Origin of the sequence: Undibacterium sp. SXout20W (assembly GCF_049340285.1) — a bacterium.
Classification (GTDB): domain Bacteria; phylum Pseudomonadota; class Gammaproteobacteria; order Burkholderiales; family Burkholderiaceae_D; genus Undibacterium.
In genome coordinates, this window is sequence record NZ_JBMPPH010000062.1 from 1 (window position 1) to 16417 (window position 16417).

Annotated in this window: 15 protein-coding genes and 2 pseudogenes; 8 read left to right on the forward strand and 9 right to left on the reverse strand. The window is 45.6% G+C overall.

The window, feature by feature from the left end:
* A pseudogene (locus tag ACO0K1_RS18780) lies at positions 1-119 on the forward strand (IS30 family transposase); the annotation flags it as partial.
* A gap of 68 nt (positions 120-187) precedes the next feature.
* Here ACO0K1_RS18780 and ACO0K1_RS18785 read toward each other — a convergent pair.
* The 4 genes from ACO0K1_RS18785 to ACO0K1_RS18800 all read right to left on the reverse strand — a co-directional run bounded on the left by ACO0K1_RS18785 (position 188) and on the right by ACO0K1_RS18800 (position 4285).
* Positions 188-1132 carry a MurR/RpiR family transcriptional regulator gene (locus tag ACO0K1_RS18785; RefSeq protein WP_423028521.1) on the reverse strand — a complete coding sequence of 315 codons (945 nt, stop codon included), beginning with the start codon at positions 1130-1132 and terminating at the stop codon, positions 188-190.
* Between the two features lie 389 nt (positions 1133-1521).
* Positions 1522-2466, reverse strand: coding sequence for a LysR substrate-binding domain-containing protein (locus ACO0K1_RS18790; protein WP_423028523.1), 945 nt, complete (start codon positions 2464-2466; stop codon positions 1522-1524).
* Positions 2467-2671: 205 nt separating this feature from the next.
* A complete protein-coding gene (locus tag ACO0K1_RS18795) occupies positions 2672-3586 on the reverse strand; it encodes an SDR family NAD(P)-dependent oxidoreductase (RefSeq protein ID WP_423028525.1) in 915 nt (304 codons plus the stop codon).
* A gap of 204 nt (positions 3587-3790) precedes the next feature.
* Positions 3791-4285, reverse strand: coding sequence for a GNAT family N-acetyltransferase (locus ACO0K1_RS18800; RefSeq protein ID WP_423028527.1), 495 nt, complete (start codon positions 4283-4285; stop codon positions 3791-3793).
* A gap of 504 nt (positions 4286-4789) precedes the next feature.
* Here ACO0K1_RS18800 and ACO0K1_RS18805 point away from each other — a divergent pair.
* Positions 4790-5254: a hypothetical protein gene (locus ACO0K1_RS18805; protein WP_423028529.1), complete on the forward strand. Its 465-nt coding sequence runs from the start codon at positions 4790-4792 to the stop codon at positions 5252-5254.
* A gap of 72 nt (positions 5255-5326) precedes the next feature.
* Here ACO0K1_RS18805 and polA read toward each other — a convergent pair whose 3' ends face one another.
* Positions 5327-8116 carry a DNA polymerase I gene (gene polA, locus ACO0K1_RS18810; RefSeq protein WP_423028531.1) on the reverse strand — a complete coding sequence of 930 codons (2790 nt, stop codon included), beginning with the start codon at positions 8114-8116 and terminating at the stop codon, positions 5327-5329.
* On the opposite strand from polA, the gene ACO0K1_RS18815 reads away from it, so the two are divergent.
* Positions 8117-8854 carry a TIGR00730 family Rossman fold protein gene (locus ACO0K1_RS18815; protein ID WP_423028533.1) on the forward strand — a complete coding sequence of 246 codons (738 nt, stop codon included), beginning with the start codon at positions 8117-8119 and terminating at the stop codon, positions 8852-8854.
* A gap of 64 nt (positions 8855-8918) precedes the next feature.
* Here ACO0K1_RS18815 and ACO0K1_RS18820 read toward each other — a convergent pair whose 3' ends face one another.
* Together ACO0K1_RS18820 and ACO0K1_RS18825 are read right to left on the reverse strand one after the other, a co-directional pair.
* Positions 8919-9275 carry a DUF1304 domain-containing protein gene (locus tag ACO0K1_RS18820; protein WP_423028535.1) on the reverse strand — a complete coding sequence of 119 codons (357 nt, stop codon included), beginning with the start codon at positions 9273-9275 and terminating at the stop codon, positions 8919-8921.
* Between the two features lie 48 nt (positions 9276-9323).
* Positions 9324-9773 carry a thioesterase family protein gene (locus tag ACO0K1_RS18825; protein WP_423028537.1) on the reverse strand — a complete coding sequence of 150 codons (450 nt, stop codon included), beginning with the start codon at positions 9771-9773 and terminating at the stop codon, positions 9324-9326.
* 224 nt (positions 9774-9997) lie between these two features.
* Between ACO0K1_RS18825 and ACO0K1_RS18830 the strand changes: the two genes are divergently transcribed.
* From ACO0K1_RS18830 to ACO0K1_RS18850, 5 genes are all read left to right on the forward strand, one after another.
* Positions 9998-10678 carry a response regulator gene (locus ACO0K1_RS18830; RefSeq protein ID WP_423028539.1) on the forward strand — a complete coding sequence of 227 codons (681 nt, stop codon included), beginning with the start codon at positions 9998-10000 and terminating at the stop codon, positions 10676-10678.
* On the forward strand, positions 10675-11817 hold the full coding sequence (locus tag ACO0K1_RS18835; RefSeq protein WP_423028541.1) for a sensor histidine kinase: 1143 nt from the start codon (positions 10675-10677) through the stop codon (positions 11815-11817). The genes ACO0K1_RS18830 and ACO0K1_RS18835 overlap by 4 nt, the downstream gene beginning before the upstream one ends.
* A gap of 132 nt (positions 11818-11949) precedes the next feature.
* Positions 11950-12348, forward strand: coding sequence for a response regulator transcription factor (locus ACO0K1_RS18840; protein ID WP_423028543.1), 399 nt, complete (start codon positions 11950-11952; stop codon positions 12346-12348).
* Positions 12345-12749: a response regulator gene (locus ACO0K1_RS18845; RefSeq protein ID WP_423028545.1), complete on the forward strand. Its 405-nt coding sequence runs from the start codon at positions 12345-12347 to the stop codon at positions 12747-12749. Before ACO0K1_RS18840 ends, ACO0K1_RS18845 begins: the two co-directional genes overlap by 4 nt.
* Positions 12750-12842: 93 nt before the next feature.
* Complete coding sequence (locus ACO0K1_RS18850) at positions 12843-15785, forward strand: CHASE domain-containing protein (RefSeq protein ID WP_423028547.1); 2943 nt, start codon at positions 12843-12845, stop codon at positions 15783-15785.
* A gap of 33 nt (positions 15786-15818) precedes the next feature.
* On the opposite strand, the gene ACO0K1_RS18855 is transcribed toward ACO0K1_RS18850, so the two are convergent.
* Together ACO0K1_RS18855 and ACO0K1_RS18860 are read right to left on the reverse strand one after the other, a co-directional pair.
* Positions 15819-16241: a GNAT family N-acetyltransferase gene (locus ACO0K1_RS18855; protein WP_423028549.1), complete on the reverse strand. Its 423-nt coding sequence runs from the start codon at positions 16239-16241 to the stop codon at positions 15819-15821.
* Between the two features lie 58 nt (positions 16242-16299).
* Positions 16300-16417 (reverse strand): annotated as a pseudogene (locus tag ACO0K1_RS18860) (IS30 family transposase); the annotation flags it as partial.

Genomic DNA, 16417 nt, shown 5'->3' on the forward strand with positions numbered 1-16417 from the left:
TTACACAACAGGAGATTGATCACGCCATGAATAGACTGAATAATCGACCAAGAAAAAGGTTAGGATACCTTACACCCAATCAGGTATTCTTCAAAAATACGCTTGCACTTCAAAATTGAACTCGCGAAATAAATAAGCGGCATGGTTAGCCGCTTATTTTTTCTGACAAAAGCTGACGCAAGAAAGATCAGGCAGGTCTTTCAAGATCCAATAAGTTGCGATCAGATTGTGGAATTTTTTTGGCGGTATTCGCTGGATCTTGATAGAGCCAATGCAAAACAAATTTCGTCATTTCAGAAGCGGCATGAACTGGTGCTTCGGCCTGATGCGCGACCGCACTGCAGAGTGCTTCGATCAGGCATAAAGCCGCGCCTTCCGAGTTTGGTGAAAAATGACGTCGGGTTTGTGCATATAAGGTGACATTTGCTAAGGCGGCAAGGGGTGAACTCGGTGCATCTGTTAACGCCAGGATCGGCACCTGCTTTTCTTTGATCTGGCGCATGATGGTGACGACGTCTTCTGCATATCGTGGAAAGGATATGCCAATGACCAGATCGCGCGGTGTGAATTTGAATAACTGACGCGCTACTGTTGAAGGCCCGCCGGAGCCGATCGTTGACTGCACAGTGCTGCAAAACGGATCCAGATTATGCGCCATTAAACCGGCTAAAAACGCACTGGCACCATAACCAACAATGTAAATGCGTTCTGCATTTAAAATCATTTTCACTGCCTGATTGCAGGAATCTGCATCGAGTCCACGACGCGTAGCTTCGAGATTTGCTAAATCTTCATTGAGAGAGCCGGCAACAATTTCTGTGCTGGTGGCGGGACGGTTGACTTCGCTACGTAAGTTATCGATTGGTGCCAGCATGGCTTCAAAACCAGTCACTAACTCCGCTCTGAATTGTGGGTAACCTTCAAATCCTAATGCGCGGGCAAAGCGGTTTGCCGTGGCCACGGATATACCGACAGCATTGGCGAGTTCATCAATAGACATCGTCGCCGATCTGAACACATTTGATAAAACATAATCGGCAGCTTTTTTGTGCGCTTTAGACAAGTTCATATAAACCTTGCCTATACGTACATTGACTGTTCCACCGAGGGTTTGTGTATCAGGGCGATTCATAATTAGCGCGCGTTTTCAGAAAAGTAGGAAATGTAAATATAGTTTCATCAATTATTCTTGTAAAGCAATGAAACGTATCAAACTCAGGGAATGAGTTTTTTGTCGTTTAAATGATATTCGCACTAGCTTGGGCGAATATTCATCCGATTATTCGAATTTAGATAAATTATATTTTTAGTTGTCTTCACGCAATGATTTTGATGGCGTATTTTTCTTTCAACGAACGATAGTACATTCGATTGACGAAATAAGACGTAAATTTGTGTAAAGATAAACTAAATTTTGGGGGCAGTTCCCTATTTGATTCCGGTAAGCAAGCAGATTTGATGCAGTCGATGATCGCGAAATAAGCGATAAAGCTTTGGTAACGTCGGACTTTCCGAACCGTGTTATTGCACGATGGCACTTTCGTTTAGCATTGTAACGCCGGGTAAATCGCATGAAAGTACAGCGTCGCGTATGGCTTCAATTGCCGCCTGACGTGTAAAGCTTTTACGCCATGCAATAACGACGCGCCGGTCAGGAACAGGTTTTGCAAACCGCACATAACGCAACATACCATCGGTACTGGTCATATCCGGTACGGAGGCTATTGGCAATACGGTTAAGCCTATCCCTGAGGCAACCATGTGTCGTATAGTTTCTAAGGACGAACCTTCAAACGTTCGGGCAATGCCATCCCCAGTGGTAGAGAAGCGCGCCATTTCTGGACATACTTCGAGCACTTGATCACGGAAACAATGCCCGTTCCCTAGCAGTAGCATGGTCTCAGACTTCAATTCAGCTGATGAAACCTCATCACGACCCACCCATGCATGATCTTTTGGCATCGCTACGACAAATGGTTCATCGTATAAGGCTTGTACCATCATGCCCTGTTCAGGGAGAGGTAAGGCCATGATGGCAGCATCCAGCTCGCCTTGCCGCAAGAGCTCTATCAGTTTGACGGTAAAGTTTTCTTGCAAGACCAACGGCATCTGAGGCACCCGCTGTATCATGGTTTTGACCAATGTCGGTAGCAAATAAGGCCCGATCGTGTAGATCACACCGAGCCGGAAAGATCCAGCTAACGGGTCTTTGTTTTGTTTGGCGATTTCTTTGATGGCGGCTGTTTGCTCAAGAACACGTTCCGCTTGTGCCACGATTTGTGCGCCCAGCGGCGTGGTGGACACTTCGGTGCCGCCACGTTCAAAAATAGTGACACCCAATTCATCTTCAAGTTTTTTGATCGCAACCGACAACGTCGGTTGTGCAACAAAGCAAGCTTCTGCTGCATGACCGAAATGCTTTTGCCGCGCAACGGCGACAATGTATTTTAATTCTGTGAGTGTCATGAGCTTAGTGTGGCACAGACTTTTGCTGGCGTCAGCAATCTGTTTTGTTAAAGATAAAAAATATACTGAAAATCAGGGGAGTATATATAAATATCTTTATGGATATTTGGCTTTGGGTTGAAATTTGATCATACACCCTGGGTGTATAAAATTCGCTCGCTTGTTAAAATATTAAGCGAGCGAAGTCATTTTGATAATAAATTACTTATGTTTTTTGCACGTTACTCATCGCTTTAGTGAGTTCCAGATGCCCTTGTGCAGCGCCGCTGTCCGGTACAGTTTCGCCATCACGCAGACGTACTTCAGCCAAACGCGCTGCAAGTTGTTCGGGCGCATCGCTACCACGCCCAACCCAAATTCCTTGCGTCAAGGTGATGTTCGCCGCTTCAAAGCTACCTGCACCAGCGCATAAAATGGCGCGGGTAGGCGCTTCTTCGGCCGCTAACACCAGCATTGCTGGAACTACATCGGCTGCTTTTAATGCCTGCAAAAATTCTGCGGGGAATAAACTTTCAGTCATGCGTGTGGCTGCGGTCGGTGCCAGGCTATTGACACGGATATCGTACTTTGCGCCTTCGATTGCCAAGGTTTGCATCAGACCGACCAGCGCTAATTTGGCTGCGCCGTAATTGGATTGACCAAAATTACCATAGAGCCCGGATGACGAAGTTGTCATCACAATTCGGCCATATTTTTGTTCCGTCATGTGCGGCCAGACGGCTTTACAGCAATGCACGGCGCCCATCAGATGGACATCCATAACTAGTTTGAAATCTTCGATCTCCATTTTGGCAAACGTTTTGTCGCGTAAAATGCCAGCGTTATTGATCAGAATATCGATCCGACCCCATTGCTCGATGGTTTCTGCCACCATTGCCTGGACGGCGGAAAAATCGGTGACGGAGGCACCATTGGCAATCGCTTCGCCACCAGCCGCACGGATTTCTTCCACTACGGCTTGTGCTGCCGTTAAAGAAGATCCTGAGCCATCGCGGGCTCCACCCAGATCATTGACTACCACCTTTGCACCCCGCGCAGCCAGCGCTAACGCGTGTTCACGCCCTAGACCACCACCAGCACCAGTGACGATGGCGACTCTGCCTTTGAAATCAACTGCCATTTGTCTTCCTTTATATGATGTTATTAAATCGACTGCGCTTCAATCAGCAATAAAAAACCACCTGCCATTGTAATAGTTGTTTTCACTACAGATCAGACATGTAATCACTATTTTTCAACCCAAAAAGATCGATCGATCAATGATCGCAACAATACACTTGAACTTGCATCAACTCAGATCAACCCAGATCAACTAAGAACCGCATCAACACTGAGCTGATGCAAATTTTTTTTGCATCATGATCGCGCCACCGATCGATGGGTCGAGCTCGTACGTCACAAAGCCTTGATCGAGATACAAAGTGCGTGCGGGTGTATTACCTTCAAGTACTTCGAGCGTCATTTTGCAATAAGCTTGTGCCTGTGCAAAGTTGCTAATGAAACCCATCAATTGCTTCGAGATTCCCAAGCCACGAAAGTCTGGATGCACAGCAAAATCATGGATGTTGAGTAAAGGCTTGCAGGCGAACGTTGAAAAACCCTCAATACAAATCGCAAAACCAGCAGGCTTTTCATTTTGATAGGCCAAAAAGCTATGCACGGTAGAACGCGCTTGCAAAGCGGCTATCAAATTCTGTTGCGTATAAGCTGATAAAGGCTCGCCGCCGCCCATAGGGTCACAGGCATAACTATTGAGTAAGAACAGCAGATCCCTGGCATGCTGCGGCTGATGCAAATCGACTTTGATAATCTTCAGCATAGTGACAAAAATAGTGAAAATACGATTGAAAAAAATGGATCTAAGTTGTTAAGTATAAGCGTATTAGGTCCCGCGTGCGTGGGTTCTAATCGTTGATATGCACTCAAATTCTTGAGTTTCAGATCGTCGAAAAACCAGCAAAGAAAAATGCCGCTTGGAAATATTTTGACATATTGACGATACACACTGATGCAGAATCATGCTAACAAATATATTGCTGCACGGATATGATGTCGCGCTCGATTACGTTGGAATTGGTGACTTTGAGTTGGAAATTGATCTCAGGTTTGAGATAAACAACTTTGTCAACCATCGATCAAATCCTTCGTTATTGGAAACGCAGCGTTAATGTTTTTGTTGATCATAATTGGTGCGCTTGAATGTGGATCATTGTCGTTGATCATGGTTCTTGATCACCTTTGTTGATCATTATTTTTGATCATTATTTTCATCGATTAACGCATGAACAACATGATACTTCTAAATTCGTTTAAAGGAATTGCAATGAACAAACTCGTAAAATGTCTGATCCCTTTGGCACTTGTTGCGGGGCTCTCTCCACTAGCGATGATGGCACAGGTATTGCCTGGTAAACATCCTGCTTATCTGCATGCATTGACTGATTTGCGAACCGCTCGTTGGTTTCTGTATCATCAGGCAGGTGATGCTAAAGTGTATGCAGGTGAAGATAAAGGCATCAATGAAATTGACGCTGCGATTAATGAAATAAAACGTGCTTCTATTGACGATGGTAAGAACCTAAATGACCATCCAAACGTTGACGTGAAAGAACATGGTAGCCGTTTGTTGAAAGCCATTGAAACACTGAAAAAAGCGCACACTGATATCAGTAAAGAAGAAGATAACCCTGATGCACGCGAATTGCGTCACCGTGCTTTGGAACATATTGACCGCGCCATCAAAGCTGCAGAATCAGCACACACTGAATGGCTGGCTGAAAAGAAGTAAGATCGTTGCAACATAAAAATCCCGTGCAATCAGCTACGGTCTAATTGCACGGGATTATATTTTCAGAAAAATTTAATGCGCTTCTTCCCAGTTCGCACCGACGCCCACTTCTGCTAACAACGGCACATTCAATTGAGCGACATTAGCCATCAGTTCCGGCAATTTTTTCTTCACTAATTCTAATTCTGATTCAGGTACTTCCAGCACCAGTTCATCATGCACTTGCATAATCATTTTGGATTGGAGGTGGTCGTTTTCTAGCCAGTTCTGAACGGCAATCATCGCGAGTTTAATGAGATCTGCCGCGGTTCCTTGCATCGGTGCATTAATCGCCGCACGTTCAGCCCCCTGACGGCGTGGACCATTTGGGCTGTTAATTTCTGCTAACCATAAACGCCGTCCAAATACTGTTTCAACATAGCCATGCGCTTTGGCTTTTGTGCGCGTGTCCGCCATATACTGCGCAACACTCGGATAACGTTGGAAGTATTTGTCGATATAGTTTTGCGCAGCACTCCGTTCGATGCCGAGGTTGCCCGCCAGACCAAATGCGCTCATGCCGTAGATCAGGCCAAAGTTGATCACTTTGGCGTAGCGGCGTTGCTCGCTGGTGACTTCAGGTAACGAGACGCCGAAAATTTCGGACGCCGTCGCTTTGTGTACGTCTTCACCATCGGCAAATGCCTTGAGTAAACTGGCATCACCAGAAATGTGGGCCATGATGCGCAATTCGATTTGCGAATAATCCGCAGAGATAATCACATTGCCAGGTGCCGCGATAAACGCTTCACGAATACGGCGACCTTCGGCAGTTCGCACCGGAATATTTTGTAGATTCGGATCATTCGACGCCAATCGACCTGTTACCGCGACCGCTTGCGCATAATTGGTATGAACACGTCCGGTGTCGTTATTGACCATCTTTGGCAACTTATCGGTATAGGTGGATTTGAGTTTAGCTAAACCACGGTATTCGAGCAGCACCTTAGGTAAAGGGTAGTCTTCTGCCAATTTCTGCAATACTTCCTCATCCGTTGACGGTGCACCGGATGGCGTTTTCTTCACGACTGGCAAACCAAGTTTGCCAAAGAAAATTTCACCTAATTGTTTTGGTGAATTCAGATTGAATGGTTGATCTGCCAGCTCATAGGCTTTTTGTTCCAGTTCCAGCAAACGCTTACCAATTTCATTGGATTGCGTCGCGAGCAAGTCTTTATTGATCAGTACGCCGTTACGTTCAATCTTTTGCAATACGATAGACGTTGGTAATTCAATGTCGTGATAAACGCGCTGCAAATTAACATCGGGTTCGATCTCTGGCCACATTGCCAGATGTAACTGTAGCGTGATGTCAGCATCTTCTGCCGCATACGCCGTGGCACGTTCGAGATCGACCTGGTCGAAGCAAATCTGCGCCGCGCCTTTTCCACATACTTCTTCAAAGCTAATCGTTTTTTTGCCGAGATGGCGCAAGGCCAGACTATCCATGTCGTGCGATTTATGTGATTCAAACACATAGGATTCAAGTAACGTATCATGTTTGATGCCGCGCAAATGCACACCTTGGTTCGCAAAAATATGCGTATCATATTTTAAGTTTTGTCCAACTTTTGCTTTGCTGTCGTCTTCCAACCATTGCTTGAGCTTGGTCAATACCAATTCGCGCGATAATTGGGCTGGACAGTCACCGTAATTATGCGCGACGGGGATGTAACAAGCGTGGCCGACTTCGCAGCACAATGAGATCCCAACCAGCTGCGCAGTCATTGGTTCAAGCGATGTCGTTTCTGTATCCACGGCGGTTAAACTGGCGGCATTGATGCGATGAATCCATTCATCTAATGCTGCTTCAGTTAACACCGTTTCATAATTTTTGATGACCACTTGTGGAACACCGTTGTCTGCATTTGCTTCCTCATTAAACAAGCCTGCCTGCGTTGGTGTATTGCCTGACGATGCTGAAGCTGATCCGCTTTTGAGCGGCGTTGCGCCCGCTGTCGCGTCACCGGACAATTCTCGTAACCATGTTTTGAAACCATAGCGCGTAAAAAACGCCAGCATGGCTTCTTTGCTTTCGACTTGCGAAACTAAGCTAGTCTGAATTGATTGATAATGGGCAGTAAGGTCACAATCTGTTTTAACCGTGATCAATTCACGACCACGCGGTAACCACTCAAGTGCTGCGCGCAGGTTGTCGCCTACGACGCCTTTGATTTTATCGGCGTTGGCGACGACGCCATCTAAGCTATCGAATTCTGTCAGCCATTTGACGGCTGTTTTGGGACCGCATTTAGTAACGCCTGGAACATTGTCGACCGTATCACCGATCAGTGTTAAATAATCGATAATGCGGTTGGGTGGTACGCCAAATTTTGCCAGGACACCAGGTTCGTCCATTTTTTCGTTGGTCATGGTGTTGATTAGCATGACTTGGGGATTGACCAGTTGTGCCAGATCCTTGTCGCCAGTCGAGACCACGGTATTCATGCCTAATTTGCTAGCTTCAACGGCTAACGTACCAATGACGTCATCGGCTTCGACTCCTTCGACCATCAGAATTGGCCAGCCCATAGCTTTAACGACTTCGTGGATAGGTTCTATTTGTAATCGTAAATCATCAGGCATAGGCGCTCGTTGCGCTTTGTATTCAGGATAAAGATCATCCCGGAAAGTTTTGCCTTTTGCATCAAAGACGCACGCCATGTATGCTGCCGGATAATCGCTACGCAGGCGGCGCAGCATATTGATCATGCCGTAAATGGCGCCGGTGGGCTCCCCTTGCGGGTTGCGCAGATCAGGCATAGCATGAAAAGCACGGTACAAATAGCTGGAACCATCGACTAACAACAGGGTATTTTGCATATGAACGAGAACAGAAAAAATGTAACTAGGTTGCGCCAGATGATGGACAAAGATAAGGCAACTGCCTTAAAAGCGCGCGAATCATGGCATATGTTCACAATTATGGCAGAGTTTATCGACTCTACGGAGCGACTTTCAAATATTGGTCCGGCAGTAACAATTTTTGGTTCAGCAAGAACTAAGCAAGATGATCCGTATTACCAAAGTTGCGTTGATTTGGCTCGGCGTCTGTCAGATGAAGGCTTTGCCGTGGTTTCTGGCGGCGGGCCTGGCATTATGGAAGCCGCCAATAAAGGCGCCTATGAAGGTAAATCACCTTCTGTTGGTTTAAATATCGAATTGCCACATGAGCAAAAAAGCAATCCCTGGCAAAATATCAGTCTGACTTTTCGCCACTTTTTCGCCCGCAAAGTAGCTTTCGTCAAATACGCTGACGCTTACGTGGTTTATCCCGGCGGATTCGGTACGATGGACGAGGTTAGTGAAGTATTAACCTTGATGCAAACCGGGAAAACCAGGCATATCCCGGTAATATTGGTCGGTACCAGCTTTTGGAGTGGTTTGTTGGAATGGATTAAGACGCAGATGGCAGGTAACGGCATGATTGCAGCGGAAGATTTAAATCTGGTGCAGTTAATCGATGAGCCTGCGAACATCGTCGATGCGATTTACGCGTTTTATGAAGAACGCAATATCGAGCCTTCGGAAGAAGAACAACATCGGATGCTCTATTTATAGATTTTCAATATAAGTTGTGGCAAAAAAAGGCTGCGATGACACTGCCTTTTTGTTTTGCATTGGATCAGATCAAATGTACCAACACCAGACCAAGCAATGCTGGAACACTTTGTATGAAGATAATTTTCCGGCTGGCAGTCAGCGCGCCATAAACGCCCGCAATGAAAACGCACGACAGGAAAAAGATTTTTATCTCGTACCCCGCAGCGCCAGATAACGCGCCCCAGAACAAGCCAGCAGCCAAAAAGCCGTTATACAAACCTTGATTTGCTGCTAGTACTTTGGTGGCTGCGGCTGATTCTTTGGTTTGCCGAAAAGCGCGCATGCCCGCTGGCTTATCCCATAAAAACATTTCAAGTACCAGAATATAAACATGTAAAACCGCGATCAATGCAACCACAATATTGGCGATAGTTTGCATATTTTTCTTTCTGAAAAAATGGGTTGCTCTCTTATCTGACTAAATAAATTAAGCCTGATCGATGTAATTAACACGAGAGAATTTCGCTTTGAAATCATCAGGCATTGCTACTACCTTACCTGCTTGGTAGTCAAAAAATACAAAACCGGATTTCGCCATGGCCACCATGGTCTGATTTGCCGGGCGCGAAATTCGGAAAATAATATCGCCACCATATTTATTGAAATCCATCACTCCCACTTCAAACAACAGTTGGTCGCGTGCATGCGCTTCGGCCTTATACGTGGTCGCCAGATCCGTCACGATAATGCCGACGCCTTCCTGGGCAGTCTCACGAATACCAAATTCATACAAGAACCTCGCTCTGGCTTCAGAGATCATCGACACCATCGAGTCATTGCCTAAATGGTTTGCACCGTTAATGTCAGTGACACGAACTGTCAACGGCGTTGAGTAGTAATACTGATCTTCGGGAAATTGTAATTGTAGGCGTGCCATAAAAAACGATAAAACTTCAAAAAATAGGGGGAAGTCATGATTGTAACTGCCTTTGCATAGTTATTTGAAACTAAAGTGCAGCGTCTATTTCGCTGATCATGGCAAAGATGTGTTTTTAAAGCTTGCTATATAAGCATCATAAAAAATTTAACAATTGTTAAAATGTTGCTCCTTGTAAATACGAAATAAACGCATAGGATGAAAAAGACGAAATGAGATAAATCATGAAAACCCACAAGGACACTCAAACAGATGTTGAAACGCTATCAACCCGTGATGCCGCGGATCGTCTTCAGGTGAGCATCCGAGCGGTACAAATGTGGGTTGCCCAGGGACGGCTCAACGCATGGAAGACGCCGGGTGGTCATGGACGTATTTTTAAAAGTTCTATTGATGCCATGTGCGCCGCAGGCTCAGGCAAACGTTCAGACATCAATAACGGACGGAAAATTGAGCCGATCAATCCACCTGACACATCTGACACAGCCGATCCCATTGATCGCCAGGAGATATTCGACATGCTGGTTGTTGGGGATGAGTCTCTGCATTTAGCTCTAAATGCTTTATATGCCAATTTCCCCGGTAGCAAAATCAAAGTACGCTTCATCCAAAATCCCTTGGAGAGTTTGATAAAAATCGGCGAAGCACCTCCTGACTTACTGGTTGCCGACGTTGTCACACCGCATGCCAATGGTTTTGAAATATTGAATGCGATTAATCGCCTGGCGTCTCGGGTAGCAATGAAGGTCATCGTTACTACCACAATGACGGAACAGCAAATCATCGAGTCCGGTGGGTTTGCGGGGCAGGTTGAATGTCACAAGAAGCCTATCGTTCCCGCGCAACTTTTGAAATCTATTAGCGCACATATCGACACTTGGAAACAGCGCAGGAGCAGGTCATGAATGCACAAATGAAAATTTTTTTTGATGCGCTGAGTGATGGCGTTGCGATTGCGGACAAAGAGGGCATAACACAATATGTCAATGAGCCGGGCGCGACGATTTTTTCAGCAAAAGTTGGGGTGGCATTTCCGGATCCCCGCGTCGTCAAAGGTGTTCGCGATCTGGCTGCCGGCTTTGGTAAGGCACCTTTGCTGGTGCCATTGCCAACTCAATTAGGCAGTCCGGCAGGTTGTATTGCCAAGATTATGCCGTTGCCGATTGCAGATCAATACGCCATCGTGACGCAAATTCAGACGGAAAAGCAGTTTTTTGAAATGACGCTGAAGAATTTTTATGAATTTATCCGTATTGATCTGGCCAAACCAATTTATCAGTTCGCTCAACAACTGGACTTTTTTTCAGAAGAGGATAGTTCGCCTGAAATGCAAGGCCTGGTAGAAAACGGCAAGGTGATTTCAGAACGCCTGCAAAGAATCGAAATGTTGGCTGAATTATTTGGAACCTCACCGTTAGTTGATCAGGAACGCCTACTGTTTGAAGCGATGATTACAACCGCTCTGAATGCCGAAAATAAACAGTTGGAATCGCGTGGTCTCGAAATTTATTTAGATGGCCTCGATGCAGAATTACCTCCTGTCTACGGCAGCAGTATATGGCTGACACGCGCTTTGCGCGAGTTGATCAACAACGCGGCTCGTCATGCTTTGCCAAAATCGCGTTTAGAAATCATTTTGCGTTGTACTGGCACACACGTCATCCTGAGCCTGCGTAACCATGGTCAATTTGCCAGCAAAGCGCTGATGCAGAAAAAATTATTTGTACCTTTTAATCAGGTTGAAGAATACGTTAAAGATAAAAAAGCCAGCGGTTCTAAACCAGCTGGTACGCCAGCAAAAGGACCGGGATTAGGGCTGCCGATTTGTCAGCAAATTCTACACTTGCATGGTGGTCGCATGACAGTGATTGAAGGTGATGGTGATGACATCATTGAATTTAATCTGGAGTTAGCCACTGGTGCGCCAGTCAATGATACCCAAGTACTTGACGCACAGCAGGCGCAGCGTTATGCCCACGACATGGTGGCGTTAATGCAGCGCATGCAGTCAGCTAAAGCGGCGCAAGCATCTGGAAAAAAATAATCGATTTATTGAATACAAATTTTTGCTGTATTTAAGTGATGTATTTAATTGGTGTATTTAATTGGCGTAGTTTATTGCAGTAGTTTAATGCTGTAGATCATCGCAGTAAGTCGTTGTGTAGCGGAGGAAAAAATGAAAACCAAACGTATACTGATCGTTGAAGATCAGGCAGACATCAGAAAGCTAATTCGTATGACGCTCGATTTTGGTGATTACGAATTGCACGAGGCCGATAACGGTGATAGTGGCTATAACCTGGCATTGACGGTTGCCCCACATATCATTTTGTTAGATGTCATGATGCCTGGGAGTATGGATGGTTTACAGGTCTGCGAAAGACTGAAAAAAAATCCAGACTATGTACATACTAAAATCATTATGCTGACTGCCAGAGGCCAGCAATCGGATATTGATACTGGTCTTAAAGTCGGTGCCAATTCTTACATGATCAAGCCATTTAGTCCGCTCGAATTGATGGATATCATAGACCGGTATTTCGCTGAAATTGAATCGAGTGGAGTACTGGCATGAAACCAACCATTCTAGTTGTTGACGATCAGTCAGATGCGCGGCAAATGGTGCGCATGGTGATGGAGATCGAACGCTATCCTGTGATCGAAGCGGGTAACGGCGAGAAAGCGCTGGCGCTGGCGCATCTGCACAAACCAGCATGTTTAATTATGGATCTGCGTATGCCGGGCATTGTTGATGGATTTGCTTTATGTCAGGCGATTAAAGGCGACCCTGATTTGTGTCGGATACCTATTATCATTTTGAGTGCTTTTTTTCAACAAGATGAAAAGGAGCAGGGGTTTCGATGCGGTGCAGCTGCATTTTTTGAAAAACCATTCAATTTTTATCAATTGATTGATGAAGTCGACCGCGTTATTTCTCGCGGCGAGTCCCCGTTCGTTGAAATGCATAAGTGTTGAACTATGTTTCAAGAATATTTTTGTTAATGCTCATTCCATGCGCGCTACATTTGATATGTAATTAGATGTGCCCACAATGGGTAGGAGAAAATCATGAACCAGCAACAATCACCAGCCGACGTCCGCCCGCTACGTCATCCTATTTCACGATTTTTCCGAAAAGAATGGTTAGGTTGTCTGATTTTGGTAGCGGGCTTAAGTATCTCTTACGCGGTCTGGAGTATTAGTATCCGCAACCACGAGGATATAGAAAAAGCGCGCTTTATTAGCACAGGTGAACTCATCAGCACGTCTTTAGCGCGACGCATGAATAGTAACGAACAAATCCTGCGTGGTGGCGCTGCCTTGTTCAATATGAATAACAATACCTCACGCGAACAATGGCGCACCTATGTTTCTAGCTTGCGGCTTGATGAAACTTCACCAGGCATTCAGGGGGTCGGTTTTATTTTACGTGTCGCTGACAAGGATAAGAATGAACATACGATAAAAATACGTGCTGAGGGATATCCTGAATATACGATACATCCTGCAACGCGCAGCGACGAATATCTGACTGTAGTTTATCTAGAACCCTTCTGGGGACGTAATCTACATGCATTTGGCTATGATTTAGCGTCAGAAAGTGTCAGGCGGACGGCGTTGGAGCAAGCGCGAGATAGTGGCGAACCTTCATTAACTGGACGGGTTAAATTGGTGCAGGAAGGCAAAGAAGGAAACCAGGCTGGATTTCTGATGTTTTTGCCAGTCTATAAACACGACTTACCAAGAGGGTCTGTTGAGGAGCGCCGCGAATCACTGCTCGGTTATGTTTATAGTCCTTTCCGTGTAGAAGACATGATGCGTAACGTCCTCGTCAATGTCGATGCTACCGTTGGTGTTGAAGTATTTGATGGCAAAGATTTGACCGGGAAAAACATGCTGTTCTCTAGCGCACCGGTGAACCAATTTGACAATGCACCGTACGTTAGTACACGTGAGATAGAGTTTGAAGGAAAAATCTGGACCTTGCGATTTGCCAGTTTACCTGCGTTTCAGGCTTTATCAAATAATATGATTAGCCACATGATCTTTGCTGCGGGTGTATTGGTAACTTTATTACTGACCTTTGTTGTGACCAATCTGGCGGCGACCCGCAATCGTGCGTTTGGCATGGCGAAGGCAATGACAACCCAATTAAGTCATAGCGAAAACGCCTTGAGAGCAGTGCTGGACTCTGCCGCAGATGGAATTTTGCGCGTTGATGGAAGCGGCCGGGTCAAATCAGTGAATCTCGCTGCTGAACATATATTTGGTTTGTCTGCAAATAAGCTTTCTGATTTTCCACTTCAGGAGATCATTGAAGGCATGAATCTCAATAAGCTTGAAGACGTTCTGAACAGCTATGGTAATGCTGGTAGTGCGATGCGCACCGCAAGGTTTGAATCATTTGGTATTCGGTCTTCCGGTGACCAATTTCCGTTAGCAGTGTCCTTGAGTCAATTTAATCAAAATGATGAGATTAATTATTCTTTGATGGTCAGGGATATTAGCGACGATAAAATGGCGGAAGCAATTTTGCAATTGCGTTTAAAAGCCATCGAAGCTGCAAATAACGGTATTGCAATTGCCGATATGACGATGGCTAGTCAGCCTATTATTTATACCAATCCTGCGTTTGAAAGAATTACCGGCTATAGCGCCAGTGAAATGTTGGGTATGAACTGTAGCTTGCTGCAGGCAGACGATCGTTTTCAACTGGAAATTGCGGAGCTCTCTCAAGCGATCAAGGAAGGTCGTGAATGCAAAGTGCTATTGCGTAATTACCGTAAAGACGGCACTTTGTTCTGGAATGATTTATCGGTGGCACCCGTGATAGACCATGATGGCAAGGTTACCCATTATGTAAGTAGCCAAAGCGATGTTACCGACCGTGTCCTTGCGGAAGAAAATTTACGTATCCGGTCAATGCGCCTTGATGCAATCTGCACCTTGAGTCCTGACGGTGTGGTGGCCTTTGATGCGAATGGCAAGCTAACGAATGTGAATCCTGCATTTTTGGAAATGACCGGCTTTACTCATACTAAATTGCAGAATTTGAGCATGGCCGAATTTGATTATCTGATGCAGGATCTGGCTGATCCTGCGTACATCTACGTTTCTGCACAAGATGAAAACATCATTAATCTGGTGCTTGATTCAGATGACGATATGGTTCAGGCGCGGCAGCAAATGGTACATCTTTCTACACCACAGACTCGTATATTAATCCGCTCAATCAGGATGGTCGCGGCGGGGTCTTTAGAACAAGTAATTTACTTCCGCGATGTGACGCGAGAAACTGAAATCGATCGTATTAAAAGTGAGTTCCTCTCCACAGCGGCACATGAACTACGTACGCCAATGGCGAGTATTTTCGGCTTTTCAGAATTACTATTGCGTCGCAAATATGATGAAGTTACCCAAAAAGACTTGTTGGGAACAATCAATCGTCAAGCAGGCGTTATGATTAATCTCATCAATGAATTGCTTGATCTGGCACGCATAGAGGCGCGCGCCGGTAAGGACTTTAAATTTACAGTCCAAGCCATTGCACCGATTGTGGAAAATGCCGTGGCGGCATTGCTGGTGAATAATGACCCGCGGCGTGTCAATGTCAGCATCAGCGAGAACCTGCCCGATGTCAAAGTCGACGCAGAAAAAATCGGGCAATCCTTGATGAATGTCCTGAGTAATGCGTATAAATATTCACCTCAAGGCGGGAATATTGACCTCCATGTCATGTGTGAGGAACACGACGGTGAAACCGAAATTGGCTTGCGTGTCACCGATCAAGGAATCGGCTTAACACCAGCACAAATGTCACGTTTGTTTGAACGATTTTTCCGCGCTGATCCATCTGGAAATATTCCGGGCACCGGCTTAGGCATGTGTATCGTGAAAGAAATTATCGAATTGCACGGCGGCAGGGTCGAGGTTCAGAGTGAAAAAGACGTAGGAACCACGGTTACTTTATGGTTGCCAACATTAAGAGAACAAGAATTGCTTGAGGCATAAGCGCGAACGGCAGGGAATAATTCCTGCCGTTTTTTAGATTTTGATCGCCATTCCAACTGAACGTGGCGCAGTGTGCTTAAAACCAAACTGCGCATACAAATCCTGTGCTTTTCCATCGGCGATCAGACTGACATACGCGCTGGAGGGAACTTCATTGTCAATAAATCGCATGATTTCTTGCATGATAATTTTCCCCAGACCTTTGCCCTGATGCTCAGGTAATACCGCAATATCGACCACCTGATAAAAACATCCCCCATCCCCAATGATGCGTCCCATGCCGATCGTAGTGTGCTGATGGATGATTTGCACTGCAAATAAACTATTGAGCAAGCCACGACTCGCCGCTTCGATAGTTTTTGCACTCAAGCCACTACCGCTGCGCAAGCGACAGTAATCTTCGACGGTGGGAGTGGATAAGCAGATGCTGTAACCGTCAAGTAGGGTGATGTCCATGCGCCACTCGGCATCCAAAAGTAAAACTTAATGTTACCTTATTTTTAAGTAGGCGGATTCAATTTCGAAGTGCAACCACATGTTGATGCGATTGTAACTGCTTCATAAATACTTGGTGCGGCGTTTTGAAGCCGAGACATTTTCTGGGACGATGATTTAAGCTGTTCATCGCCCAT

Coding starts and splice junctions, on each gene's coding strand:
- polA (WP_423028531.1), bottom strand. CDS start 8,116: ATGCAAAATACCCTGTTGTTAGTCGATGGTTCCAGCTATTTGTACCGT.
- ACO0K1_RS18825 (WP_423028537.1), bottom strand. CDS start 9,773: ATGGCACGCCTACAATTACAATTTCCCGAAGATCAGTATTACTACTCA.
- ACO0K1_RS18790 (WP_423028523.1), bottom strand. CDS start 2,466: ATGACACTCACAGAATTAAAATACATTGTCGCCGTTGCGCGGCAAAAG.
- ACO0K1_RS18795 (WP_423028525.1), bottom strand. CDS start 3,586: ATGGCAGTTGATTTCAAAGGCAGAGTCGCCATCGTCACTGGTGCTGGT.
- ACO0K1_RS18835 (WP_423028541.1), top strand. CDS start 10,675: ATGAATGCACAAATGAAAATTTTTTTTGATGCGCTGAGTGATGGCGTT.
- ACO0K1_RS18850 (WP_423028547.1), top strand. CDS start 12,843: ATGAACCAGCAACAATCACCAGCCGACGTCCGCCCGCTACGTCATCCT.
- ACO0K1_RS18855 (WP_423028549.1), bottom strand. CDS start 16,241: ATGGACATCACCCTACTTGACGGTTACAGCATCTGCTTATCCACTCCC.
- ACO0K1_RS18845 (WP_423028545.1), top strand. CDS start 12,345: ATGAAACCAACCATTCTAGTTGTTGACGATCAGTCAGATGCGCGGCAA.
- ACO0K1_RS18820 (WP_423028535.1), bottom strand. CDS start 9,275: ATGCAAACTATCGCCAATATTGTGGTTGCATTGATCGCGGTTTTACAT.
- ACO0K1_RS18815 (WP_423028533.1), top strand. CDS start 8,117: ATGAACGAGAACAGAAAAAATGTAACTAGGTTGCGCCAGATGATGGAC.
- ACO0K1_RS18830 (WP_423028539.1), top strand. CDS start 9,998: ATGAAAACCCACAAGGACACTCAAACAGATGTTGAAACGCTATCAACC.
- ACO0K1_RS18840 (WP_423028543.1), top strand. CDS start 11,950: ATGAAAACCAAACGTATACTGATCGTTGAAGATCAGGCAGACATCAGA.
- ACO0K1_RS18800 (WP_423028527.1), bottom strand. CDS start 4,285: ATGCTGAAGATTATCAAAGTCGATTTGCATCAGCCGCAGCATGCCAGG.
- ACO0K1_RS18785 (WP_423028521.1), bottom strand. CDS start 1,132: ATGAATCGCCCTGATACACAAACCCTCGGTGGAACAGTCAATGTACGT.
- ACO0K1_RS18805 (WP_423028529.1), top strand. CDS start 4,790: ATGAACAAACTCGTAAAATGTCTGATCCCTTTGGCACTTGTTGCGGGG.